Origin of the sequence: Lapidilactobacillus gannanensis (assembly GCF_003946675.1) — a bacterium.
Taxonomy (GTDB): Bacteria; Bacillota; Bacilli; order Lactobacillales; family Lactobacillaceae; genus Lapidilactobacillus; species Lapidilactobacillus gannanensis.
Genome location: NZ_RHOT01000032.1, coordinates 1 through 24896 on the forward strand (window position 1 = coordinate 1; position 24896 = coordinate 24896).

General features: G+C 39.9%; 18 protein-coding genes and 1 riboswitch. Of the genes, 9 read left to right on the forward strand and 9 right to left on the reverse strand.

Translation table 11 applies throughout. The features are described from left to right. Nucleotides 1–138: 138 nt before the first annotated feature. The 3 genes from EKM81_RS08595 to EKM81_RS08605 form a co-directional block, all read right to left on the reverse strand. Nucleotides 139–810, reverse strand: coding sequence for a CPBP family intramembrane glutamic endopeptidase (locus tag EKM81_RS08595; protein ID WP_125650781.1), 672 nt, complete (start codon nucleotides 808–810; stop codon nucleotides 139–141). A gap of 237 nt (nucleotides 811–1047) precedes the next feature. Continuing rightward, complete coding sequence (locus tag EKM81_RS08600) at nucleotides 1048–1437, reverse strand: hypothetical protein (protein ID WP_125650783.1); 390 nt, start codon at nucleotides 1435–1437, stop codon at nucleotides 1048–1050. Further along, on the reverse strand, nucleotides 1430–2728 hold the full coding sequence (locus EKM81_RS08605) for a Y-family DNA polymerase (RefSeq protein ID WP_125650785.1): 1299 nt from the start codon (nucleotides 2726–2728) through the stop codon (nucleotides 1430–1432). The genes EKM81_RS08600 and EKM81_RS08605 overlap by 8 nt, the downstream gene beginning before the upstream one ends. Nucleotides 2729–3431: 703 nt before the next feature. Between EKM81_RS08605 and rsgA the strand changes: the two genes are divergently transcribed. From rsgA to EKM81_RS08620, 3 genes are all read left to right on the forward strand, one after another. After that, nucleotides 3432–4772 (forward strand): ribosome small subunit-dependent GTPase A, encoded by a 1341-nt coding sequence (gene rsgA / locus EKM81_RS08610; protein WP_125650812.1) that lies wholly within the window; start codon nucleotides 3432–3434, stop codon nucleotides 4770–4772. A 530-nt stretch (nucleotides 4773–5302) separates the two neighbouring features. Next, nucleotides 5303–5842 carry a cysteine hydrolase family protein gene (locus EKM81_RS08615; RefSeq protein ID WP_125650787.1) on the forward strand — a complete coding sequence of 180 codons (540 nt, stop codon included), beginning with the start codon at nucleotides 5303–5305 and terminating at the stop codon, nucleotides 5840–5842. Nucleotides 5843–5941: 99 nt separating this feature from the next. Then, nucleotides 5942–6757: a DUF368 domain-containing protein gene (locus EKM81_RS08620; protein WP_125650789.1), complete on the forward strand. Its 816-nt coding sequence runs from the start codon at nucleotides 5942–5944 to the stop codon at nucleotides 6755–6757. A 225-nt stretch (nucleotides 6758–6982) separates the two neighbouring features. On the opposite strand, the gene EKM81_RS08625 is transcribed toward EKM81_RS08620, so the two are convergent. From EKM81_RS08625 to EKM81_RS08640, 4 genes are all read right to left on the reverse strand, one after another. Continuing rightward, nucleotides 6983–7417: a cytidine deaminase family protein gene (locus EKM81_RS08625; protein WP_125650791.1), complete on the reverse strand. Its 435-nt coding sequence runs from the start codon at nucleotides 7415–7417 to the stop codon at nucleotides 6983–6985. Nucleotides 7418–7951: 534 nt separating this feature from the next. After that, nucleotides 7952–10225 carry an RNA polymerase recycling motor HelD gene (gene helD, locus EKM81_RS08630; protein ID WP_125650793.1) on the reverse strand — a complete coding sequence of 758 codons (2274 nt, stop codon included), beginning with the start codon at nucleotides 10223–10225 and terminating at the stop codon, nucleotides 7952–7954. Nucleotides 10226–10842: 617 nt separating this feature from the next. Next, nucleotides 10843–12129: a phosphopyruvate hydratase gene (eno, locus tag EKM81_RS08635; RefSeq protein WP_164509270.1), complete on the reverse strand. Its 1287-nt coding sequence runs from the start codon at nucleotides 12127–12129 to the stop codon at nucleotides 10843–10845. A gap of 77 nt (nucleotides 12130–12206) precedes the next feature. Then, nucleotides 12207–12272, reverse strand: a riboswitch (Fluoride riboswitch). A gap of 427 nt (nucleotides 12273–12699) precedes the next feature. Continuing rightward, nucleotides 12700–14436, reverse strand: a complete 1737-nt coding sequence (locus EKM81_RS08640) for a SpaA isopeptide-forming pilin-related protein (protein ID WP_125650795.1) — start codon at nucleotides 14434–14436, stop codon at nucleotides 12700–12702. Nucleotides 14437–14624: 188 nt separating this feature from the next. Here EKM81_RS08640 and EKM81_RS08645 point away from each other — a divergent pair, with 188 nt between their 5' ends. Both EKM81_RS08645 and EKM81_RS08650 read left to right on the forward strand, forming a co-directional pair. After that, entirely contained in the window at nucleotides 14625–15455 is an 831-nt protein-coding gene (locus EKM81_RS08645; protein ID WP_125650797.1) for an aldo/keto reductase, read from the forward strand. A gap of 35 nt (nucleotides 15456–15490) precedes the next feature. Beyond that, nucleotides 15491–16108: a TMEM175 family protein gene (locus EKM81_RS08650; RefSeq protein ID WP_125650799.1), complete on the forward strand. Its 618-nt coding sequence runs from the start codon at nucleotides 15491–15493 to the stop codon at nucleotides 16106–16108. A 282-nt stretch (nucleotides 16109–16390) separates the two neighbouring features. On the opposite strand, the gene EKM81_RS08655 is transcribed toward EKM81_RS08650, so the two are convergent. Beyond that, nucleotides 16391–18391: a glycoside hydrolase family 31 protein gene (locus EKM81_RS08655; protein ID WP_125650801.1), complete on the reverse strand. Its 2001-nt coding sequence runs from the start codon at nucleotides 18389–18391 to the stop codon at nucleotides 16391–16393. Nucleotides 18392–18657: 266 nt separating this feature from the next. Here EKM81_RS08655 and EKM81_RS08660 point away from each other — a divergent pair, with 266 nt between their 5' ends. The 3 genes from EKM81_RS08660 to sdaAA all read left to right on the forward strand — a co-directional run bounded on the left by EKM81_RS08660 (nucleotide 18658) and on the right by sdaAA (nucleotide 21284). Next, complete coding sequence (locus EKM81_RS08660) at nucleotides 18658–19548, forward strand: AraC family transcriptional regulator (RefSeq protein WP_125650803.1); 891 nt, start codon at nucleotides 18658–18660, stop codon at nucleotides 19546–19548. Between the two features lie 131 nt (nucleotides 19549–19679). Then, nucleotides 19680–20330 (forward strand): serine dehydratase beta chain, encoded by a 651-nt coding sequence (locus EKM81_RS08665; RefSeq protein WP_125650805.1) that lies wholly within the window; start codon nucleotides 19680–19682, stop codon nucleotides 20328–20330. Nucleotides 20331–20360: 30 nt separating this feature from the next. Further along, a complete protein-coding gene (gene sdaAA / locus EKM81_RS08670; protein ID WP_125650807.1) occupies nucleotides 20361–21284 on the forward strand; it encodes an L-serine ammonia-lyase, iron-sulfur-dependent, subunit alpha in 924 nt (307 codons plus the stop codon). A gap of 76 nt (nucleotides 21285–21360) precedes the next feature. Here the strand turns inward: sdaAA and EKM81_RS08675 are convergent, their stop codons facing one another. Beyond that, entirely contained in the window at nucleotides 21361–22212 is an 852-nt protein-coding gene (locus EKM81_RS08675) for a hypothetical protein (protein WP_125650808.1), read from the reverse strand. 197 nt (nucleotides 22213–22409) lie between these two features. Between EKM81_RS08675 and EKM81_RS08680 the strand changes: the two genes are divergently transcribed. Beyond that, nucleotides 22410–24527, forward strand: coding sequence for a peptidoglycan recognition protein family protein (locus EKM81_RS08680; protein WP_125650810.1), 2118 nt, complete (start codon nucleotides 22410–22412; stop codon nucleotides 24525–24527). Nucleotides 24528–24896: the final 369 nt, after the last annotated feature.

The window sequence follows — 24896 nt, forward strand, 5'->3', positions numbered from 1 at the left end:
TTTAAGGGGCTTTTTGCGTGTGGCAAGCCCTTCTAGGGCTAATAAAAAGCCACCCGCTATGCGGGTGGATGATTACTAATTAAATTTATAGTGAATGCTTGATCAGTTAGCAGAAGTGCGCTGTTTTTTGGCTATTTATTAAGCTAAAACAATTACCAAAATTGCACTAAAAATATTTAAGAAAATGGGGACTGTTAAATTACGAGTTCGTAAGTAGCTTAAAGCAAACAACCAACCTAGAGACATTTGAATAAAAGCTGGCATAAATAATGGCTGAAATTGTAAAGCAGCATATAGTGCACCGCTAATTAGGACTGCAAGGACAATATTAAGCGGTGTTTCAGTGCGGAAAAAATAATTATTGAAAAAGCCCGCGACTAGATATTGTTGAATAATGGGGGTAATGATTCCGGCAATTAGTAAGTAGAGCCAAAAGCCACCATCTTTAAATTCAAATCTAGTAATTAAGTGGCTAAACTCAGGCATTTGGTTTTGGGCTTGTAACCAGGCAATTAGTAAATTTAAGCCACCTACTGCCAAAATCATTATTAAAAAAAAGCCAAAAGAGTTCGCAAAAACATCACTTAAATGATTTAAAGGATGAGCGAAATAACGTTTTTCAAGATTAAATTGTCGGACGAAAAAGGTCAGTGTTAGTGCCGCAATACAGAAATACAATAAGGTAAAAACACCTGAAATACTGGTTTTTGTAATGGCCATATTTTTAAACCAGTTAGTCAATAAAACTAAGACAAGAAAAATGGTATAACGAATCAGATTGCCTGTACGTGACGCGGGACTTTTCATCATTGCAATACTCCCCAATTATTATTAATTCAATAAAATCATACAATAATTAGGGCAATAATGCGACTTAAAACTTTACTAAGTTTTACTTCAGTGACTTAATTCGAGCCATTAATAGCAGATTAAAAAATTAAGCGGCGTTTTTCTGGGCAGGAGATTTGCTAATTAGGCGTTACTCTTGAGAGTGTTTTGGCTGGCAACATTTGCAGTGGTAATAATGATGGCACGAGCTGTAATTAATTAGGATCGAGACCTGCTATTACTGTCAGTCAAGGGTTTGAAACGAATATGATGAATCTCTGATAAATTAAATTGTTGGCTCCCTAGATAAATTCCTTGCTCAAGCAACGCTGTAATATAACCTTGATATTCTTGAATTTGTTCGCTGTCAGCAGTAATCGTATTTAGCTGGATAATAATTGGTAAATGATGATTGAAAGCCTTTAAAATCAGGACTGTTAATTCATCTCGTGACAATTGCGGTTGCTTAGGTGGTAAGTAATGTGAATCACGACTGACCTTTTCCAGTTGTTGTGTGTGATCACTTAGGTAAAAGCCAGCCCATTTCATCATGCCCCGGTCATGGTAATTTTTAAAGAATTGTTGAACGGTTTCATCAAAGTCACTCATAACTGTTACCACCATTATGACCACCGACAAGGCCAGTTCGTTGAATGGCGGTGCCACCAGTTAGTAGACTACTGGCTTTAACTACCGTTTTGAAACCATAACGTTGGCGTAAACTATCGACAACAAAGTCCTGTTGTCGGCGCTGAATTTGGCTATGTGGCGTTTCAAAAAAGTTTAATTGTTGGCTTTGATCAGAAATTAAATTACCGTAGCTAATGCCAATATTACGAATGGCTTGACCATGCCAGTGAGCGCGAAATAAGCCAATCACAGTTTGGCTCAAATCATGATTCAAATTAGTGGGTGTAATTTTTGCTTGGTGGGAGAAAAAGTGTCGGCCAGTTGCCTCTCTTTGAGCTAATCCTAAAGATAAACTAACTAATCCAGTTTGCAGGTGGCGTTTGCGAATACGAGCCGCCACCTGTTCGGCAATTTCGCGAAGGACAATCTCAATTTCATCCGGTTTGCTGTAGTTGCGAGGTAATACCTGCGAATTACCGTAACTGCGACTAACCGGTTGGTATTTTTGGGCGATAATGCTCCGATCAATTCCCCAAGCAGTTGCAAATAATTGGGCGCCAATAATTCCCAACTTTTTTTCAAGTAAATATGGATCAGTGTGTGCCAATTGATACATGGTGTGAATGTCTAGCTTGGCTAAACGATCAGCTAAATGTTGCCCAATTCCCCAAATATCAGTGAGGGTTTGTACTCGCCAAATGGTGTCGGGCACATTTTGATAATGCCAAGTCGCCATGAGAGCATGATTATGCTTGGCTGCAATATCCATAGCTAGTTTGGCCAAGAGTGGATTATCGCCGAGACCAACTGTCGTATAAACACCAACTTCACGGCGCACATCTAGTTGAATTTTCCGGGCAACCTCTTCAGGCGAACGGCCGAAAAGTCGCCATGACTTTGTCAAATCAAGCATAGATTCGTCAATTGAATAGGCATGTAAATCCTCACTAGCAACGTAACGTCGATAGATGGCATTAATTTCGAGATTTTTTTCGATATATAAATTCATTCGCGGCGGGACCTTAATTAAACGAGGATCGTTGGGTAAGTCTTTAAAGCGAGAAACATTGCTAATATCGAATAACTTTTTAGCCATCGGCGAGGCCGCTAAGACTAAACCACCGCCACCGGTATTCTCTTCTTGCGAGACAACAACCAAAGCTGCACGCAAAGGATTCAGTCCTTTTTTCACACATTCAACACTGGCATAAAACGATTTACTATCGATCATCATGACGTTATGTAAGGGTTCATTTTGATAATCAAACATCGTTTTTCCTCCAATCGAAACATACGTTCGTATTAATTCTAAATTACAACAAACGCGGGTAAATTGCAACCGACAATTAGCAGAAAAAGGGTTATTAAATCATTCAATGAATCTGAATTGTAAGGCTAGCTCAAGCTAATCGTGGCATCATGATTTTAAAAAATTAATTTAAAATCACTGAACGTCTGTCTTGAAGCAGGTGACTGCTGGTTGACAGACTAATTATTTCTAGGTAAACTAAAACTATAAATTTTTCCCGAATTAGAAATTGAGGTATTTTAATGAGTGTGAACGGTATCTAATCAGTAAGTGAATAAGCCAATGAACCGCTGATGCTAACAAGGACAGCTTGGTAGTAGGTTTATTTGGAATACTTATGGTGTGATACCTGTCGTAATGCTTATTTATTTAGTCATTAAAGACGTTGGTCGCGGACCAACGTCTTTTTTGTGTATATTTTGGAATTGTCCGCCCAACCTTGAGCGACAAACAAGATTGCGCCGGGAAAAATTTAGCTGGGGTCACACTGTGTTATTTTAGAAAGGAATAGGTTAGTTCATGCCGATTGCTGTTAAATAACTTTTTACAGTGTTATTAAATTAAAATCTTAAAAAATAAATGATGAAATTGCTGTAAAAAGTCAAAAAAGGAGAATTTACAAAAATGATTAAACGAACGGAGCTATTTAAAATTGATAAACGATATGACAATCAACAAAGGTACGAAACATCATGACATCAAGGCAAGAATCATTGGGGTTCACCAAGACCTATTTGATATCACTTGTTCATTAGGAACTGGTTTAGCGCGGATAAAACAGGGGAGTTACCGTGATTCAGCTGCAATGTATCCGACAATTGGTGATCAGGTACTGGTAAACTGGCAAGGTCCTGATCAAAGTATTATTAACACAACTTTACCACGACAATCTTATTTTAAACGGCTTGATGGCGCTAGTTGCGGTCATTGGGCACAAGCTGTTGCCGCAAATTTCGATGAAGTTTTTATTATGCAAGCTTTAGGGGCTGATTTTAATTTACGGCGACTGGAGCGGTATCTGACCTTGGCGTGGGAATCTGGTGGTGTGCCAGTAGTATTGCTGACTAAGGCCGATTTGGTTAGTTCAGCCGAGCTGGCGACTAAATTAACGGCAGCTCAAGAAATTGCGATTGGTGTTGAGGTATTGGCCATTTCTAATCAAAGTCATCAAGGTTATTCGGCGTTACAAGCACATTTACAGCCAGTGCGGACAATTGTCTTATTAGGATCATCGGGTGTCGGCAAATCCACTTTGGTAAATCAATTGCAGCATAATGCGCAACAAGCGACAGCCAATATCCGGGCCAAAGATCAACGTGGCCGTCACACAACTAGTCAACGGCAGTTATTAACTCTGGCAACAGGCACGGCTATTATTGATACACCAGGTATGCGTGAACTAGGAATCTGGGATGCTGAGACTGGATTAAGTCAAAGCTTTGCAGATATTGAAAAGTATTTTAGTCATTGCCGTTTCCGTGATTGTCGCCATCAGCAAGAACCTGGTTGCGCCATTAAACAGGCGTTACGTAACGGCGAACTATCGCGTGATCGTTGGGCAAGCTATCAACAGTTGCAATCAGAATCTGATTACAATACTGATAAACAAGGTTACTTACAAGCTAAAAAACAACGATTGAAGACAATTAGCCAGTTTCAGCGTCGTCATCAACAAAACTTTGAACAACAAGCTTGTGGCGATAGTTTTATTTGTCAAAACTGTGGTCGTGCTGTTTTACCGGAAAATGCTGGTACTAAGCAACGTAATCATTGTCCCTATTGTTTAGCTAGTCTGCATGTTGATCATCGCCCAGGTGATCGTTCAGCGTTATGTCACGGCATTATGGACGCAATCAGTATTTGGACCCGGGCGAATGGTGAACAAGCACTAATTCATCGGTGTCGCGAATGTGGACAATTAGTTTCTAATCGAATAGCAGCAGATGATGATGCCCAGCTGCTAGCCCAATTGGCAACACAACCAGGGGTGCAACCACGAATCTAACTTTTTGATTGCTTGCTAGAAATCTGCAACAACCATAGTTTAAACCCCTAGCTAACTAAAAAAAGCACTGGTCTTAACGCTGTTGTGAGCTGTTTGTTGTGGCACACAGTAGGCAGACTTGCTGTGATGCTTCAAGTTAAGATAACGTACGTTGTTAGTAATGGTTAGGCCAAGATTGCTAAGAATAAATAAGACAATTTAATTTATTTTGCAAATAATATTTGGTCTGAAATAGTCTGTTTGACGTTCTCTGGTTTTGTTCAGAGAAATTGTCAAGCAGACTATTAATTTACGATATTTTATTTTTGCGCGTGGCAATGCAAGATTGAACGACTTAGTTTGGGCATAATTCCAGCGATTATTAACTAATAGCAAAATTATTTTTTGATACCATTTCTGTTAAATCAGGACTATTGAAGCGTATCAGCTTTTTCTCAATAGAATGGCGCAAGTTCCAGCAACGTCATTACTTTGCTTTCCCAGATTAATTTGGTTTAATTAAGATAATTGAAGAATAGGAGTGACGACTGATGCGTGGACTAGTAGTAATTGATTATACGAATGATTTTGTTGCCACTGATGGTGCTTTAACGACTGGCGCGGCTGGTCAAAAAATTGCCCCTGATTTACTGCAGGTCACAAAGGATTTTGTTAATAATCATGATTTCGTGGTGATGGCGGTTGATGGTCATGACCCAGCTGATCAGTATCATCCAGAAAATAAATTATTTCCGCCACATAATGTGATTGGCACGGCTGGTCGCCATTTATATGGTGAACTGGCTGATTATTATCAGCAAAATCAACAACAGATTTACTGGTTGGATAAGCGCCATTATTCAGCATTTTGCGGTACAGATTTGGATTCGCGACTTCGTGAACGTCGGATTACGGAATTGCATATAGTTGGTGTTTGTACTGATATTTGCGTGCTGCATACAGCAGTTGACGCCTATAATTTAGGTTATGAGATTGTTATTCATCAAGCTGCAGTGGCTAGTTTTGATCCGGTGGGGCATCAATGGGCCTTAGGTCATTTTAAAAATACCCTGGGTGCGCAAATTGTTTAAATCTTAAGAATTTCTAAGCGCTATCAAAGTGATTTGGTTTCCAACGGGCCCATGCTATAATTAACTTCGAGCGCAAAATTATGAAAACGAGGTCGATTTATGTCAGATTGGTTACTACGCTTTGTCAAAGGAATTTTTATTGGTTCGGGATTTATTCTACCTGGAGTCAGTGGTGGTGCTTTGGCTGCAGTCTTTGGGGTTTATGAACGGATTATTTCCTTTCTAGCGCATTTGACACGTGATTTTAAAAAGAATATTTTATTTTTTATTCCGTTAGGTTTAGGTGGTATTGCTGGCGTCTTTATTTTCTCATTTATTGTCAGTTATGCTTTTAAATTTGAAAATCAGGTCTTATGGTTCTTCGTTGGCGCCATTGTGGGAACAATTCCTGCTTTATGGCATCAGGCAGGTAAAGAAGGCCGCGGTAAAAAGCATTATGCTATTTTGGGCATTACATTCGTGGTTAGTTTGATCTTTTTGATTTTTGGCAAAGAATTGTTTGGCAATGGGGTAGCGCAAAACTTTGGCACTTGGATCATCGCTGGGGCCCTAATCGGTTTAGGCGTTATTGTCCCCGGGTTGAGCCCATCTAATTTTATTGTTTATATGAAAATGTATGATGCGATGGCTGATGGTATTAAAACGCTAGATTTTGGGGTCATCATTCCTTTAGCAATTGGTGGGATTGCCTGTGTCTTGTTATTGTCAAAAGTTGCAGACTATATCTTTAAACGTGCTTACGCTGAGCTGTTCCACTTTATTCTCGGAGTAGTTTTTGCGTCAACGATTATGATTATTCCTTTTGGTGCTAAATACACAGCGCAAGGAATTTTAATTTCCATTGGGTTATTTATTGCTGGTGCTGCATTAGCCTTCTGGATGAGCCGTTTGGAAGATAAGTACCAAGCAGATTAGGACTGATATATGCCGGCATGTGATAAAACACTGTCGGCTGGGGAGCATTAACGTAAAATTCCGAACAATTCTAATGAATTGTTCGGAATTTTTGCGTTAAGCGTAACCGGTTGCCTGTTGATAACACGTTTCAGCAACGAAAGTTCGGTTTATTTTTGCTGTGACAGTTACATATTATTAATCAGTTACTTACAAATACAGTGAGTGCTGTCTTATTCAGCAAGACTATTTTGTTTTAGCAGCCTGATAACGTTCCCAACCCCACCAATTTGGAAGTAGGTCATTTAATGTAGTTGTGGTTCGTTTTTGGTAATCGACCATAATTTCTGTATTCTGATTTTGTTCGTTTAATTGCATTAAGAATTCACGACAGGCACCACAAGGCATACCGCTGCCCTGATCAAATGGTGGCTCATCACGAAAAGCAATCATTCGTTTAATCATTGTTTGACCACTTTGTTGATACATGTTTAAGGCTGCTGTTCGTTCAGCACAGAGATTTAGAACTGCGGAACAACTTTCAATACAAAATCCGGTATAGATTTCGCCATTTTCACTCTCTAAAGCACAAACAACATGATGTGCGTAAATAAAGGGTGTCACTTCCTCAGGGTGATATTCTTTCTTAGCCGCTAAATACAATTTTTCCCAGATATCCATGTGATTAGGTCACCCCATATAATAATTTAATTATTATTATAACTCAATTTAAAAAAATGAAAGTATTATTTGAATAAAAAAATTAAATGCGATTAAAATTATAAAGAAATTTATTAAAAAAACAACGTGTGACAAAAGGCGATTACCTTTTGTCACACGTTTCAGCTGTTAAAGTCGATTTATTTTTTTGTGAAAGGATTGATGTTGCAGTAGCACTTTTTTTAATTTAGAAATAATATTAATGATTTGAATCATTAAAAGTAGACGCGACTGTAATCGTGTTCAAGAAATCGTGAACCTTAAGATTCTTTAGTCTGGGTAATTAGCAAGCTTTGTAATGGCACGCGTAACGAAAGCAGCTGAAAGGAAAAATACTGAAACGATTGGAACTAAAAACAGCAATAATTTGCGCATGGGCTCATCTCCCTGTTGTGCTATGAATTAATTCTAATATAGCACCATGATCGCTAAATGCCTAGTTAAAACTCTCTTAAGAAGTAACAGGTTGCTGGTCAGGTTATGCGTTAAATGGTGTTACTTTTGGTAGAGTTGGGGATCCAAATCAGTGATTAGCTTCGTTGGTTGGCCCAGAGAAATCAGCACTAGCTCATGCATCGCCCGTGAAGCGATTGTATAGAGAATATGAGCATCAGTTGTTGTTTGGAAAAGTTCGGCTGAAACATTGTAACCAATGACCGCATCAAATTCCAGACCTTTAGCTAAATAAATCGGCATGATCATAATGCCGTTTTCCAAGTGATGTTGTTTTTCGGTCATTAACGTCACTGGGGCGTCGCTTTGTAAAGTCGCATAAATTTGTTCTGCTTCAACTTCAGTTTTAGTTAAGACGGCAACCATTGATTGGGTCGTTAACAAGCGTTGACATTGTTGACTTACTTGCTGATTTAATTCTGCTAAGCGTTGGCAAATAATTAATTGCGGTTTTGGTCCCGGACGGTTAAATGCCAGAATCTCTTGCTGATCTGGTAATAAAGCACTGGCAAAATGGGTAATCTGTTGGGTCGAACGATAGCTATTGTTTAAGTGATAGAGTTTGACTTTCTTATGCGGGAAAAGGGCAGCAATTTCTTCATCAAAATGATCTAAACCAACACTGCTAGCAAATAAATCCTGTGCTTGGTCACCTAGTAACGTGAGCTTAGCTAGCGGAAAGGATGCGTGTAAATAAGCTAACTGGGCCGGCGAGTAGTCTTGCATCTCATCAATAAACAAGTACTGAATCTGGTGGTTTTCACCGCCGCCGGTTAATTGATCACGTAAATATAAATAGGGCGCACAGTCGCTGAGTTGCAATTGGTGGCGTTCAAAATGAGCTTGAACATGTTCAATTCGAGTTTGCCAGTAGTTTGCAGCGACAGTGGTTGGTGCGTTTTTGGTTAGAAAGTCCAAGTATTGTTGGTCTATATCAAGAAAGTAATCATTATATAAAGCATCGTAAATCGGCTCGAAATGTAATTGCGCAATTTTCTTACCTAGAAAAAGGCGTTCTGCTTCGTCATTGTCAAAACGCTGTTGATCAAGCAAAGTTTGATATTCATAATCACTTAAGGTGTCAACTCGTTCTTGAACCCAGTCAGCTTGAGCTTCATGGCGAACAAGTCGTTGTAGTTTACGAATCAAACGATTTTTTGTTTGCTGAAATTTATTGGACCAAGCCATTTGACTGGGAAGAGTTTGATAGACTTTAACACAGTCAGCTTGGCTAATAATCGTTTCACCGTTGAGCAATAAATCATTAAATTTTAGTTGAAAGTCAGGTTGTTTTAAATAAGTCCGCACCAGTTGCAAAATATTGCCAGCCTCTAAGAATTGGCGCATTTTTTGGGCAATTTCAGGCAACTGCTGCTGATCATGCTCGTAACGACTGAATTTGTCCTCAACTTGTAAATGATGGCAACGTTGGCTGAAGAATTCACTTAAGGTGACTTGGCGCATATTTTTTTCGCCTAGACTAGGCAGTACTTGCGAAATGTAATTGCTAAATAGGTGATTAGGTGAGAACATGATCACTTGTTCAGCGGCCAGTTTTTGGCGGCTATGATAAAGCAAATAGGCCAGTCGTTGAAGAATGGTGGAGGTTTTTCCAGAGCCAGCGACACCTTGAACAATTAAAACATCAGCACTAGTGTTCCGAATAATATCATTTTGCTCTCGTTGAATCGTGGCCACAATATTTTGCATATAAAGAGTAGCGGCTTCACCTAAAACACCCTGAAGAATTTCGTCACCAACCGTTTCATTGGTATCGAACATATTAGTAATCTGATCGTTTTGAATTGTAAATTGGCGTTTATGGGCAAGCTTAACTTCTTGACGGCCAGCCGGCGCTTGATAACTTACGGAACCCAGTGTGCCATTATAATAAATACCAGCGATTGGTGAACGCCAGTCGTAAATGAGAAAATCTTCATCTTGCGCATCCATTAAAGTAGCGGTACCAATATACAGCGTTTCTTGTTCAAAGCCATCATCAATATCAATTCGTCCGAAGTAAGGAGATTTGGCTAAACGTTCTAATCGCTGTTGCCGCTTTTCTAAAATGGTTTGATTTTCGACGGCTAACGAAACTAACTGTTTCTGCTGTTGAATTGCTGCATTGGTTTCCATCCGATCATCAACTTCAATCGTATTAACTTTGGCAGCATCACCATAATTTAATTCAATTTGATGGGTTTCATGCTGAGCATTTTGTAGTTTGGTCTGATTACTAGTTTGTTCAGCAGCAATAATCTGGCTAACTTCTTTCACACGTTTAACTTCAGCTTCACGATTAAGATCTGCGTACAAATTGGGCGACTCCCTTCTCAATAATCGGTTATGAGGATAGAATACCACGTTCGTCAAGTGGGAATGATTATCTTAAACCGTTTTGGAGCTTGCTGCAAGTGGCTGTCACAGAAAAATTGCATTATCTGGTTAAAAGTAGTGCCAAGATTTGCTTGGGTTCTCTCTAAAATGTCCGCAAGGATTGATTTAAGTCGTTCCTTAGTCAAGGGACGCCAATCGTTGGCCCCTGCCTGGATTAGGAAGTCTAATTCAGCACCATTGTTGGAAAATCAGATTGTGTTGAACTAAGAAATTGATCGACAATTTTTCTGGATTTAAGTAATCAACCAGCAGCCAGCAGATTTTCAATTATTTTTTTGAACTTGGGTTACATACTTGGCTAGAATTAATCAATAATCAAATATAAAAAAGAGCCGGGAACAAAAGTCTATTTTCCAAAAAATAATACGAACTTTCGTTACTGAAACGTGTTCTCAAAAGACAACTGGTTCCGCTTAACGCAAAAATGCCGAGCAATTCTAATGAATTGTTCGGCACTTTACGTTAATACTCACCGGCTGACCGCCTTTGGTTACACTCTCATTTTTGCATTTATATGACTGAAATTAGTTTAATGATTAGTCGAATTTAACGTTGTCAGGGAAATGTGCTAGGCGTGTGCCATCAGTGCCTAGTTCCTCTTCGATCCGTAATAATTCGTTATATTTTTCAACTCGTTCTGAACGTGCTGGCGCTCCGGATTTCAATTGAGCCGCATTTGTTGCTACCGTGAAGTCAGCAACGAAGGTATCACCAGTTTCACCTGAGCGATGTGAGATCATGGTTGTATAGCCATTCTTACGAGCAATCCGGATTGCTTCAAGTGTTTCGGTAACAGTCCCAATTTGATTTAATTTAATTAAAACTGAGTTAGCCATACCACGCTCGATAGCTTCTCGAATTAGTTTAGGATTGGTGCAGACAGGGTCGTCAGTGATGATTTGAACCTTATCACCATAATTCTTAGTGAACTTAATAAAGTTGTCCCAATCATCTTCACTATAAGGGTCTTCAACGGAAATGATTTCAGGAAACTTCTTCAAGAGTCCAACATAATATTCGCCTAATTCATCTGGTGTGTAAGTCTTACCTTCAAAATCGTAGTTCTTAGTTTCCCGATTAAAGAAGTAAGAAGCTGCTGCATCAAAGGCAATGGCAATTTCTTTACCAGGCACATAACCAGCCTTGATAATGGCATCGTGTAACATTTGCAAGGCTTCTTCGGAAGATTTCAAATCAGGCGCAAAACCACCTTCGTCACCTAAACCAGTGCTGTAACCAGCATCTTCAAGAACCTTCTTTAAAGTATGGTAAGTGTTAACAATTTTTTCGAAACCGTCACGGAAACTAGTCCGTTCTACTGGTGTGATCAAGAATTCTTGAATATCAATGGCATTATCAGCGTGTTCGCCACCATTAATAATGTTATGGAATGTTTGTGGTAATTCCAAATCAGTCCCACCTAAGTAGCGATACAGGGGTTGATGAGTGGCTTCAGCAGCAGCTCGTGCTGTCGCCATGGAGACACCTAAAATGGCGTTAGCACCTAAACGTGCTTTATTGGGCGTCCCATCTAGGTCAATCATGATTTGATCAACATTAGCTTGGTTGAAAGGACTGACACCATGTAAAGCTTTGTTGATTTCGGTATTGACGTTATTAACAGCTTTTAAAACGCCTTTACCTTGCAGACGGTCGCCACCGTCACGTAATTCAACGGCTTCTTTTTCACCGGTTGAAGCACCAGAAGGAACTTCAGCGCGGCCAAGTGTACCGTCAGAAAGAACGACATCTGCCTCGACTGTTGGGTTACCCCGTGAATCAAAAATCTCCCGTGCCTTAACTTGTTCAATAACTAATGTCATAATACTTTCTCCCTTCAAATTTCTGCCACAAAAAGAAAAGACACCTACTGAAGAGGTCTATTATCAAGGTAATAGGCTCTGCAGTAGACGTCATCAAATTGCTGAGCAATTATTTAATGGCGAACGTCATCGCCGATTTATCTTACAAGGCTTAGACTACTCTCTTATTTAGGGAGACGCAATCAATTGACCTTACGCTTATTTACAATAAGTCGCTGAAAAAAGTCAATTTATTGTAAATGAGTAGGATAGGGCTGCAGTAGATTAGGCTAGAGATGCTGAAGTTTTTTTGATGTACATGCAAGGTGTTCGCAAAAGGCAGTTAGCTGCTGATCATTAACGTAAAACACCTGAACAATTTGTTAGAATTGCTCAGGTGTTTTGTTGTTAAGCAAAATGGGTTGCTCTTTACGAACACGTTGCAGCAACCAAAACGCGGCCTTATTTTGTCTAAGTGACTGATACCCCAGACGTTTCTTGATGTTAGTGCTTATTGGTTAAGCATTTGTTGCTACAAGCTGAAATTAGCGAGTAATTAAGCTTGCAATCTGGTAGCGGTGATGATGGTGGTTATTTATTGGCGGAACGACGCTTGATCCAAAGTCCGGCTAGTAATAAAATCACCAATAAACCAACTGCGGTCCAAATACCGGTTGTTTTCTTTTCGCCAGTTTGCGGTAACTTATTACTGGTTACTGTTGGCTTATTGATCATTGGCTTAGCGACTGGCTTGCTAGGTGCTGCTGGTTTGACAGCCGGCTTTGTTGGTGTGAGTGGCTTGGTTGGTTCTGGTTCAGGTTTTGGTGTCGTTGGTGTTGTCGGCTTGGTTGGTTCTTTAACAATATAACGATCAATTAAGGTTACTAAACCATTATCTGGTTTCTGTTCACCAGGTGTTAAAGATTCATAACCGGCTGGCGTGTCAACTTCAGCAACTGTGTAATTAATTGGTGTGCCTAAACTATCAGTTACCGGTAAGTTAGCAAAGGTTGCTTGGTAGTTATTGGCTGAATTCAGGATGACAGTTTGCTCAGTACGCTGGCCATTCCGATAAAGCACAGCAGTGATTGGTGGTGTGCTGGTACCAGCAGGCACATTTTGCCAAATCTTTTTGACGAGAATATCGGTTTGCGCAATTGGGCGATCATCAGCTTGCACTAACACCGGCTCACTAACACCGGCAATAATGACGAAAGGTAGGGGCGTCGGATTCAGCAGATAACCGGCCGGCGCTTGGGTTTCAACAAAGGAATAGTTTCCAGGTGCTAAGCGATCAATCCTGATCTGACCTTGTTCGTCTGTAACTAAATCTTCATAAATGACCTTGCCAGTTTGATCTAGCACTTGATAGTGAGCACCAGCAATCGCAGCTTGGCTGTTAAAATCACTTTTTTGTAAAAGTGCACTCCCAACATAGCTGGTACCAGTGCCGCCACCACCGACGGCAACATCATCACTGGCGGAGTGAGTGACGCCATCAATTTCTACAAAGACTGAGTTCTGGTAGTAGTCGTTATTCCCATTAGTGGTGGTGGTGTAGTAAATATCAAGATAGTCATCAACATCACCTAAGTTCATTGTAATGACATTACCATTAACAGTAACTTCTGGTGTGATCGAGCCTAGATAATTACCGTTTTGCATCCGATTGACGACAACTGAACCAGGGACAAAAGTTTGGTTAGGGCCCAAAGTATCTGTTACTACCACGTCTTTCAGATTCATATCAGCAATATTCAAAGCAATATTCCAGCGAATTTGCTTTTGTTCAAGTCTAATTGTGGCCGGAACGAGTGTCCCCACCTTATTAATGTACCAATGATTATTATTAGTGTTGTTATCAACAGTCCCATTTGCAAAATAGTACAATGTCCCATGCCGACCAGCACTAGTTGCTGCTAGGGCATCGTTAAAAACAATTGTGCCAGTTTTTTCTCCCTGCTTGATGGTGACTTCACCAATAGTAGTGCCAAATTCGTCAGTAATCGGGAAAAAAGTGTCAGAAGTGATGGCAACATTATCTGGAATGGCAAAAGTAGCAGTGTCGCCATTATTAATTTTGACACCGTCAGGAATCGACCAGTCGTAATTCACTTTATAACTGGTGTATTTATCTAATTCGGCACCAGGTTCGAGGTCATTTCCGGCAATATCGGTGATTTTGGCATCATTTGCGTCCAAACCATTAATGGTAATTGTTGCAGCTTTTGCTTGCCGACTCGTCAACATCATTGTGGCTAGCAAGGCAGCAATCAATGCAAGCAGGATCACCATCACAGGTTGAGTTAACTTTCTGTATATTTTCATCCTTGATTCCCCCTTTGATAAGATACCAGAATTATAGCATCATATCAGTAATAGAGCTGAATAATTGACTCGAAATTTAGGGGATGACTAGACACTTTTTTATATTATCGTGCATAAAAGATTAATCGAATGATTTTTTGAATTTTATTGGTTAAATCAAGTAAAATAGAAGTATTGGAGGTTAACAAATGCAAACTTACATGTTACGTGATGGCTTAAAACTACCCCAAATTGGGTTCGGTACCTATCAACTAAATGGTAATGTCGGTGCTAACGCGATTGTTGCTGCGCTAAATAATGGTTATCGGTTACTTGATACTGCCTATAATTATGAGAATGAAGGGACAGTTGGGGCGGCTTTACGTCGCAGTGGTGTTCCCCGAGATCAAGTTTTGATCACCTCGAAGTTACCTGGACGTTATTATCAAACCCAGGCTGCAATCGAGACGATTCAGGAATCTTTATATCGTACTGGTTTAGACTATTTTGATCTCTATTTACTCCATTGGCCCAATCCACGGCGTGATCAATATGTGATGGCTTGGGAAGCGTTAATTGAAGCTAAGAAATTTGGCTTAGTTCGTTCAATTGGTGTCTGTAATTTTCTTCCTGAACATTTAGAGCGTTTGGCGAAGGAAACTAGTGAAAGTCCAGTTATTAACCAAATTGAGTTGCATCCCTACTTTAATCAACAGGCACAACGTGAGTATCATCAAGCACATCAAATCTTGACTGAGGCTTGGAGCCCATTGGGACGAGCAAGCGTGATGTTACAAGATCCACTGTTACAACAATTGGCCGCTAAGTATCATAAAAATGTTGGTCAATTGATTTTGCGTTGGGAATTACAATTAGGGATTTTACCAATTCCTAAATCAGCAACGCCTAGCCGGCAAAAAGGCAATCTAGACGTATTTGATTTTGAAATTTCGCCTACAGATATGACAGCAATTGCTAGTTTAACGCGCGCAGATGGCCGTACGACGCAACAGGATCCAGCAGTTTACGAAGAATTCTAGCGATGAGATTTTAATCGTTATTGGAAGGAATTATTATGAAAACGGAACGTCTACAAGCTTTTAGTGATGGTATCTTTGCCATTTTGATTACGATTTTAGTTTTGGAGTTTAAGTTGCCCAATTATCCGAAAGATCATTTGCAACAAACAGTTATGCAACAAGGGCCGCTATTCTTTTCCTACTGCTTGACTTATGTTTATATCGGGATTCTGTGGTTGTTTCATCATGACTTATTTAGTCAAATCAAGCATACTTCAGTGGCTTTGAACATTATGAATTTAGTAGGATTGTTTGGTGTTACCTTAATGAATTATGTGATGACGTTAATGGCGGCAAGTATTCAATCAGGTAGCACTGCTGATATGCGGTTTGCTTTTGCTAGCTATGATTTATTGGCCCTGCTGATTTCGGCTTCTTATTTATGGTTTTATACTTATTTGTGGCATCACCACGAGTTAATGAAAGCAGATTGTACGTTGATCAAACATAAATTACAAACGATTGCCAAATACCCAACGATTAGTATGTGCTTGTATGCGTTGGCTTTTATCCTAAATTTCGTCAATGTCTATCTGGGGTTGGTTTTATTAGTAGCTGGCATTATTTTCCACGGTTTTTCCTATTGGAAAACTGCCCGTGTGCAAACACACTAGTTAGTGACAGTGGCCCAGAAATTTGCTGACTTGCTAAAATTGGGTCAAGACTTCTCCAAATAGGGTTTGGTGGTGGCTAGTTCCACAACCAGCAAGCCTGCAATGGCGTCAGAACCAATTCTGTTTCAACACCTTTACCTTTAGGTTTGTTTGAAACAAAAAAAGAACCGCCAGCAGAATTACGTGGCATTGTCTAAGCAGACAGTTCACACGAATCCTTGCTAGGCGGCTCTTTTTGTCACTACTGATAAAAATCAGTAGGCGATTTTTCCGTCAGGAGAATTAATTAATTTTTTTGAAAACTGGAATAACTTCAAGTGGTGCTACGGCAACAACGGTTTGCTTGCCATCATATTGCTTGCCGTCGTTGACATTTTCCCAGCGACCAGCAGGTAAGTAAACGTTACGTTCTGTTTCGCCAGCGTGAAGTACAGGTGCAACTACATATTCAGAACCAAACATATATTGGTCTTGTAATTCCCAAGCATGAGGATCATCGGGGAATTCATAGAACATGGTCCGCAATAATGGCGCCCCAGTAGCACTAGCTTCTTTAAATAAGGTTTCGATGTATGGTTTAAGATTTTCACGAATCTTCAATTGATCCTTCATAATCTTAAAGGCATCTTTACCGTAGCTCCACAATTCATTAGCATGACCAGTGTAAAGACTACCACCACCATGATCGGAATCTGATAGTGCTGGAATATCGTGAGGGCCACGATCGCCATGCATCCGTAAGAATGGCGTATAAACGGCAAATTCGAACCAACGTAATAATAATTCTTTAAAACCAGGATCGTTAATATCGTCAGTCATGAAGCCACCGATATCAGTCGTCCACCAAGGAATCCCGGCAAGACCCATGTTTAAGCCAGCAGATAATTGATCTTCTAAGGCTTCAAAAGTACTTGGCACGTCACCGGACCAAATTAAAGTACTATATTTTTGGCTACCAGCCCAACCAGAACGAACTAAGTGCAAACGTTTCTTGTCAGGGTCAACAGCACTCATGCCATCTTCAAAAGCCTTGACATAAAGTTGTGGGTAAATGTTAGTAACTTCCAAAGCTGGTCCGAGGTGGTAACGATAGTTGTCATAGTCGTAAACGGCATAATCAGGTTCAGCATTGTCTAACCAGAACATATCGATTCCGTAATCATAATAGTTCTTCTTGCATTTGTCCCAAATGAATTGACGGGCAGCAGGGTTCGTACAGTCGATTTCCAGGCAGTCGCCTTGGAAGTCGTAAGTTTGAATTGAGCCCCGTTCAGTCCGAATCAAGTAACCTTTTTCAAACATTTCGTTGAAGTTTTCGCTCTTACGGTCAACTGATGGCCAAACAGAAACAACGACTTTGGTACCCATGGCATGAAGTTCATCACACATTGCCTTTGGATCTGGCCAGTATTCTTTATCGAAATGCCAGTCACCTTGACGAGTCCAGTGGAAGAAGTCGATGACCATGATGTCTAAAGGAATCCCTAATTCTTTGTAATGACGTGCTACGCTGAGCACTTCGTCTTGAGTCCGGTAACGTAACTTAGATTGCCATAAGCCAAGTAGGCCTTCTGGTAATTCAGGCGCACGGCCAGTGACAGCTGTGTAATTCTCAACGATTTGGGCTGGTTTGTCAGCAACCGTAATCCAGTAATCCATTTGCTTCGTAGCATCAGCATGCCATTCAGTCATGTTTTTACCGAAGTTAACTTTACCAATACCAGGATGATTCCACAAGAAACCATAGCCTAAGCTAGAAACGGCAAAAGGAATCGTGACTTGGGAGTTACGTTGTGCCATTTCCAAAGTACAGCCTTTAAGGTCAAGATACTTTTGTTGGTATTGGCCCATACCGAAAATCTTTTCGCCGTCGTTAGGATCGAAGCGAACAGTTAAACCATAGTCGCCACCAACGATTGGCTGCCAGTCACGGCCGATAATCTTCAAGCAACGACTTTCGTTACTTTCAGTACCAAAGTATGAACGGAAGTATTCACGTAAGATTAATTTGCCATCACGGAAGAACGATAAAACACAAGCCGCATTAATTGTTGCTTTCAAACGGCCGTTACTGATTGTTGCGGTGCCGTCAGCTTCGTTAATGTTGATATCAGCTTCGCGTTGAGCCGCAGGAACTGCTTCGCTTAAGGCCCAATCATTTTTAGTGAAATCGGGATATTCAGTAGCACGGATTCTTAAGGCATCTTGGCCCCAAGCTTCGATCCGTAAAGTTTCGTTTTGATGGCCAATTAATAAAGCACCATCTTTAATTGTATATTGCATTAGGTAACCTCCTAAAAATAGAGTGTGAGAGGGATGGTCAGACTGCGTAGCTTAATTTCAATTATTTGATTGAGCGGTGCAACCGATCGAGCAAATAATTAAATTAGGCCTAGCAGTCTATCCCTCCGAACACGTTTCCAAACCAGGATAACACAATGATGCTCCTGATTGCGTTTATAACGAAAACGCTTATACTGTATAATATAGCGGTGTAATGATGAAATGACTTTAATTAAATTGCTGATTATTAACACAATATTGTCAAAATGGTGAGAAAAATGAATCAAGATCAACTAAAAGAATTAGAGCCTCATGGTAGTGCTTTGTTTCCATTACGGGTACATGAATTTATTTCTGACCCGACTGTAGCTGAACGTGTCGCTCTGCACTGGCATCCCGAATGTGAACTATTGGTTGTGACGGTTGGTGCAGCACTGCTTCATTTGAATGGTGCTTCCTATCAAATAAAAAAGGGTGACATTGCGATTATTCAGCCCGATCAATTACATGCTATGACTGCCGAAGTTGGCGCGCCTTTTGGCTTTTTTGCGGTCGTGTTTGATCCGGTATTCTTGCAATCGGCAGTGCCGGATAGCATCCAACAGCAGTATTTAGCCGAGCCATTGCGGGTGCCCACCTTGTTGCCCTTGACTAGTCACTTGACCGCGGACCTTTATCAGAACTTATTAAATATTCGTGCCCTGTATTATCAACAACCGGCTGCCTTTATGTTACAAATTAAAGGCTATTTATTTTTGGCTTGGGCTAATCTGGTTCAGCTGGCTGATCATACGCATAGTCAACCACTGACTGGTGGGGTGGCAGTTGATGAAACGAAAGCAGTGATTGCCTATATTCAGCAACACTACAGTCAGCCACTAACTTTAACGATTTTGGCCAGTCATTTTAATTTAAGTAAAAGTCATTTGTGCCGTATGTTTAAGCAAACGACAAAAATGGCGTTGACTGATTATATTAATGCCACTCGTATTGGTCAAAGTACGATTTTGTTGCAGAACACCGATGACGCTATTGGCACGATTGCTGGGTTAGTCGGCTTTAATAATATTTCTTATTTTAATAAAATATTTCAACGGCGGATGCGACTGACCCCTTCGGCATATCGCCAAACAATTCGTTCAACAACAGAAAATTAAGTCGGATTTTCGTGGTAAAATTGGGACAGCTTATTTGAACGTTAAGTGGTCCTGGTGTCGTCAAGCAATTAGTAGGTCGACCTAATCAAAATTTATTTTAGTTTGATTAATTTCAGATTGAGGAAAAAACTATGACAAATCGTTATCGCAGCGTTTTTGATATTATTGGACCAGTTATGATTGGACCTTCTAGCTCACATACTGCTGGGGCGGTAGCTATCGGTCATGTGGCCAATCGTTTATTTCATGCACCAATTCAAGAAGTAGTTGTGCGGTATTTTGAATCTTTCGCCCAAACCCATCGAGGGCATGGTACTGATTACGCCATTATTAGTGGCGTGTTAGGCTTTGATCCTGCAGATCGTCGGGTACCCATGGCAGTTGATTTGGCAAGAAGATTGGGCATTAAAATTAAGTTTATTGAAGATCAACACTTAAGCCCAATTGGCCATCCTAATACTGCCGCAGTCACTTTAATTAATGCTGAGAAAGAAATTACGGTGTGGGGGTGTTCAGTTGGAGGGGGAACCATTGAAATTCGCAAAGTTGATCTCAATGGCTTGGTTTTTGCACCCCAAGGGCCACTACCGATTTTATTTGTCACAGCCAATCAACCGATTGGGGCAGCCCTGGATCAATTATTCGCGGCTAATTATCGCCGACCTAGGGTGACACATCGGCTGGCTGATCATTATATTTATCAGTTAGATTTATTGGATCGGCCCTTTCCAGAACAACTAATTCAGGCTCGGGGAATGAGTCAGGATGCTATTTTGTTATAAATTCAAGTCAATTATTGTGAGGACAAAATAATGTATGAGACAATTGCTGATTTAGTAACGATGGCTGATCAGACACAGCGACCAATTTCAGAATTGATTATTGAACAAGAAATCCAACTAAGTCATAGTAGTCGTGAGATTATTTGGGCGACCATGGGTAAAAACCTAGACGTCATGATTGCTGCCGCCGAAAAGGGTCGCACTGGCCAAGGTGTGCAGTCGGCGACAGGACTAACAGGTGGCGAAGCTGTTTTAATGGCAAAATATCGCGCTGCTGGTAAAACACTATCCGGCGATACGATGTTGCGCGCTGTGGAAAATGCGATTGCGACCAATGAAGTCAACGCGTCGATGGGAATTATTTGTGCCACGCCAACTGCTGGCTCTGCGGGGACTTTGCCTGGGGTACTAAGTGTTCTGAAAGAACGACTGAATTTAACTCGCAATCAACAAATTCAATTTCTTTTTTGCGCTTCAGCTTTCGGCATGATTGTGGCTAATCAGGCGATGATTGCCGGGGCGACTGGCGGTTGCCAAGCTGAAGTTGGCAGTGCTTCAGCCATGGGCGCTGCTGCTGCCGTCGAAGTTGCAGGCGGCACGCCACAACAAAGTGCCGAAGCCTTTGCCATGGCGATGTCAAATTTATTAGGCTTAGTTTGCGATCCAGTCGCTGGTTTAGTCGAGATTCCTTGTATTAAGCGCAATGTTGTTGGCTCGGTAAATGCTTTGACCTGCGCTGACATGGCTCTTGCAGGATTAACAAATAAAATTCCGGCCGATGAAGTCATTGCTGCGATGAAACGAATTGGCCAAGATTTACCAACTTCCTTGCGCGAGACCGGTCTTGGCGGTTTAGCCGCCACGCCAACCGGTATTAAGATGAAAATGAAAATTTTTGGTGAAGATGTTAGCATTCATTCAGAAGCGGGACCGGATGAGGGACGAGAGAGTTAAAAGTTATTCAAAAAAGGACAGCATTTTCAGCTAATTCTGAAAATGCTGTCCTTTAATTTAGTTAAATCATAAGGACTTAGTTGGCATCTGATTCTTTAATGGTTGAACGACCATCTGCTCGCGCTTTGAGAATAGCATTGGCAATGTCGGAGTTACTCCAAGCACTGTCACTGACGCCTTGATCACGTAACTGTTGCCGCGCAGCTTTGATTTGAGCAGCGGTGACACTACCATCGGTAATTGCAGAATTATCATCATGAGAGTTGCTAGTCACGGCAGCACTAGAACTGGAGCTTGATGATGGGGTTGATTGACTACTATTATCTGAAGCTTCATCAGCATTGGCACTATTGCTTTCGGAAGTAGCACTCTTTGTTTCCTGTGCTGCATTTAATTCAGCGTCTAAGATATCATTTTTAAGATTTAGGGCTTTAATTTTTAAATCTTTGAAGTTATTTAAATTTTTATTTTCTTTAAATAAGTCAGTGAGTAACGAGCTAGCAACCGAATATTTCTGATTATCAAAGTCGGATTTAGCTGAAGCAATTATTTTATTAATTGCCGCATATTTTGATGATTGCTGGTTTACCTGACTAGTCAATTGCTTTTTAGCATTTTTAACAGCACTAGTCGCATCTTTGGTATTAATTTGCTTGAGAGCAGATTTAGCTCCAGAAAAATCATTTGTGGCCAATTTTTCTTGGGCGGTAGTAAGATATTCAGTATTCTTTTTTGCAGTGGTATATTTACTGTCTTTGGCTACTTGATTCGCAGCATCGTAATAGGCGGAAGCTTGAGCAAATTCCTGCTTGATGACGGCTGTATTAGCACTATCGCTTAAGCTTGAACTGTTTGTTTGCTTATTGGAACAAGCAGCCAATAAGATGATCGGTAAAACGAGGACAAGTGTACGAACTAATTTTTTCATTATAATCCCTCCATTTTTTTAGTATAGCATCTTTCAATAAAAAAGGTTTTGAACAATTTTAAATTATTATAACCTTAATTAATCAGTAATAAAAACATACCATTCAATTTAACACAATCGAAATAGCATCACATGAAAAAATGAAGTAAACTAATAAGTAATGTTGTTATTGGTTTCTGGTTTTGGAGGTATCTTTCGTGAAACAATCTAAAAAAATTACATTTTTCTGCACTGCAATGTTGGCATCAATGACGTTATTTGCTGCTAATGACTTGATGTCTAATCAGGCAACACAAGCAGTGAAAGCAGCTACATCATTAACAGTTTCATCTTCAATCAATAGTTATATTCTAAATTCCAAGTTTGCGGTATCGAACGTGACTAAAGAATTGCATACTTTTTCGATGTTTAATTATTCAACCAGCGATAAAAAGCCAAATGGGATTGTTTTCCATTATACTGATAATCCGAATAATTTTAGCGCCCGCAATGAAGCGGATTACGAAATTAACGGTGGTTGGCAGGACGCTTTCGTGCATACTTTTATTGATGCAACCACAATCTTGAATATTCATGATACTGATTTTGGTTCTTGGGGTGGTGGCCCCATGGCTAACGCTCGCTTTGTCCAGTTTGAATTAGTTACTGCTCGGAATCGTGAAGAATTTGCTAAGTCAATCAATAATGCTGCTTGGTATACGGCGTCAATGGCAGTCAAATATAATTGGACTTTAACACCAGCCACTGTCAATGGTGGTGGGACATTGTGGACGCATCATGATGTCACTCGTTATTTAGGCGGAACAAATCATGTTGATCCTGACGCATATCTTGCCAAGTGGGGTTATGATACGACGCAGTTTTTGGATTTGGCGAAGTATTATTATGGAGAATTGGCGAATAAGGGCAGTTTTGATCGAGTCGCGATGTCATCAACCGGACTGCAAATTAATGGATGGCATGCTGCTGGTGATGCAAAAGGCAAAAATTATAGTTATTTAATTGTAATGGATGCAAATACAAATACTGAAATCAGTCGTTATAAGATTAACCGGAATGTTAGAAATGATGTTGCCCAAGCATATCCAAATTTGTATGGAGCGGCTAATAGTGGCTTTTCATATACTGTACCTTTATCGAACAAAATTACAAATCGCAAAATTCGAATTATTTCTCGATACAGTAGCAATCCAAGTGGTAGTACTGATTATGTCGATTATGAATCTGATACTTATGACTTTTCTCAGAACCTTGCTTCTTTTGATAAAATTAATCTTAGCGGTAATGATTTAACTGTAAATGGATGGCATGCAGCGGATGGATCAATTACACGACCTTATCATTATATTATTTTCTACAATGCAACAGATAAACGTGAAATTTCGCGAGTAAAAGTTGATAATACACAACGGCTAGATGTAAAAAATGCGTATCCTAATATTTACAATTCCCAAAATTCTGGGTTTACAGCATCAATGAAATTCGATCGCAGTCTATCTGGCAAGGATATTCAAATTATTTCACGATATTCAGATAGGCCTTCAGGAGAGGGAGATACAATTGAAAATTGGTCCCACACTGTTATGTTCAATATCAATCGAAACGAAGGTTGGATTGATTCTGTTCGACAGAATGGTACTGATCTTCGCATTGGAGGATGGAATATTGCAGATGAATCAGTAGGAAAACAATATAGTTATTTGTTCCTTATGAATTTAAAGGGGCAAGAGATTGCACGTTTTCCATTAAACCGTGTTCCTAGAGTTGACGTTCAGAATATGTATCCTCAAGTTTATAACTCGCTTAATAGTGGCTTTTTGCTGAATACGCCAATTACGGCTAAATTACGTGGACAAACCTTTACTATAAAACTTCGCTATTCAAGCAATCAAAGCGGAAGTACAAACTATGTTGATACTGATTTTTCTACTAGGTATCAAATTCCTGCTATTAAAAATGGTACTGAAAATAAAGGGAGCTTAGATACTGTTAGGATTGATGGTCAAAATGCCGTGTTAAAGGGATGGCATTCTGCAGATACTTCGGATACTAAACCATATCGTTATTTATTTTTATTAGATAAGTCAACTAAAAGCGAAATTGCGCGTTATTCAATTACTTCTGTAAATCGAGAAGACGTTGCCAAGGCTTATCCAAATATTAATAATGCTGGATGGAGTGGCTTTAGTGTCACCGTTCCGATTGAAAATAAATTACTTAATCGAAATTTGATTGTGATGACCCGCTACACTGACGATGTTAATGGAAATGGAAACTCCACGGACTATTGGTACAATGGAGATTTTAAATTTTAATAATTGAATGTAAAAGTTAGATTTATTAAAAATTATCATCTTTAACTGAGTCATAATGGCACGTATTTTAGAGCACCTAGGTCACATTGACCTAGGTGCTTTTGTGTGAAATTCATAATGCTTATAAATACTGAAAATGAGGGGGAATTGTATTGTATAGATGTATGTAGATGAATTTTGAATTTAAATGAAATTTTTTACGAAAATTTTTACTTTGAAATATAAAATGAACAAATTTACGCGAATTTTATAATCAAGTTAGCCACCCATGTTGATTGATCAAAAAATGGTAAAAAAAAGACACCAAGACGAAAAATCAGGTATCATTGAAGTTCCAACACTAAACAATGAGAGAGGTTTTCGTCTTGA

Coding starts and splice junctions, on each gene's coding strand:
- sdaAA (WP_125650807.1), top strand. CDS start 20,361: ATGTATGAGACAATTGCTGATTTAGTAACGATGGCTGATCAGACACAG.
- EKM81_RS08605 (WP_125650785.1), bottom strand. CDS start 2,728: ATGTTTGATTATCAAAATGAACCCTTACATAACGTCATGATGATCGAT.
- EKM81_RS08645 (WP_125650797.1), top strand. CDS start 14,625: ATGCAAACTTACATGTTACGTGATGGCTTAAAACTACCCCAAATTGGG.
- EKM81_RS08640 (WP_125650795.1), bottom strand. CDS start 14,436: ATGAAAATATACAGAAAGTTAACTCAACCTGTGATGGTGATCCTGCTT.
- EKM81_RS08665 (WP_125650805.1), top strand. CDS start 19,680: ATGACAAATCGTTATCGCAGCGTTTTTGATATTATTGGACCAGTTATG.
- EKM81_RS08625 (WP_125650791.1), bottom strand. CDS start 7,417: ATGGATATCTGGGAAAAATTGTATTTAGCGGCTAAGAAAGAATATCAC.
- EKM81_RS08675 (WP_125650808.1), bottom strand. CDS start 22,212: ATGAAAAAATTAGTTCGTACACTTGTCCTCGTTTTACCGATCATCTTA.
- rsgA (WP_125650812.1), top strand. CDS start 3,432: ATGACAATCAACAAAGGTACGAAACATCATGACATCAAGGCAAGAATC.
- EKM81_RS08615 (WP_125650787.1), top strand. CDS start 5,303: ATGCGTGGACTAGTAGTAATTGATTATACGAATGATTTTGTTGCCACT.
- EKM81_RS08660 (WP_125650803.1), top strand. CDS start 18,658: ATGGTGAGAAAAATGAATCAAGATCAACTAAAAGAATTAGAGCCTCAT.
- EKM81_RS08600 (WP_125650783.1), bottom strand. CDS start 1,437: ATGAGTGACTTTGATGAAACCGTTCAACAATTCTTTAAAAATTACCAT.
- EKM81_RS08620 (WP_125650789.1), top strand. CDS start 5,942: ATGTCAGATTGGTTACTACGCTTTGTCAAAGGAATTTTTATTGGTTCG.
- EKM81_RS08595 (WP_125650781.1), bottom strand. CDS start 810: ATGATGAAAAGTCCCGCGTCACGTACAGGCAATCTGATTCGTTATACC.
- eno (WP_164509270.1), bottom strand. CDS start 12,129: ATGACATTAGTTATTGAACAAGTTAAGGCACGGGAGATTTTTGATTCA.
- EKM81_RS08655 (WP_125650801.1), bottom strand. CDS start 18,391: ATGCAATATACAATTAAAGATGGTGCTTTATTAATTGGCCATCAAAAC.
- EKM81_RS08650 (WP_125650799.1), top strand. CDS start 15,491: ATGAAAACGGAACGTCTACAAGCTTTTAGTGATGGTATCTTTGCCATT.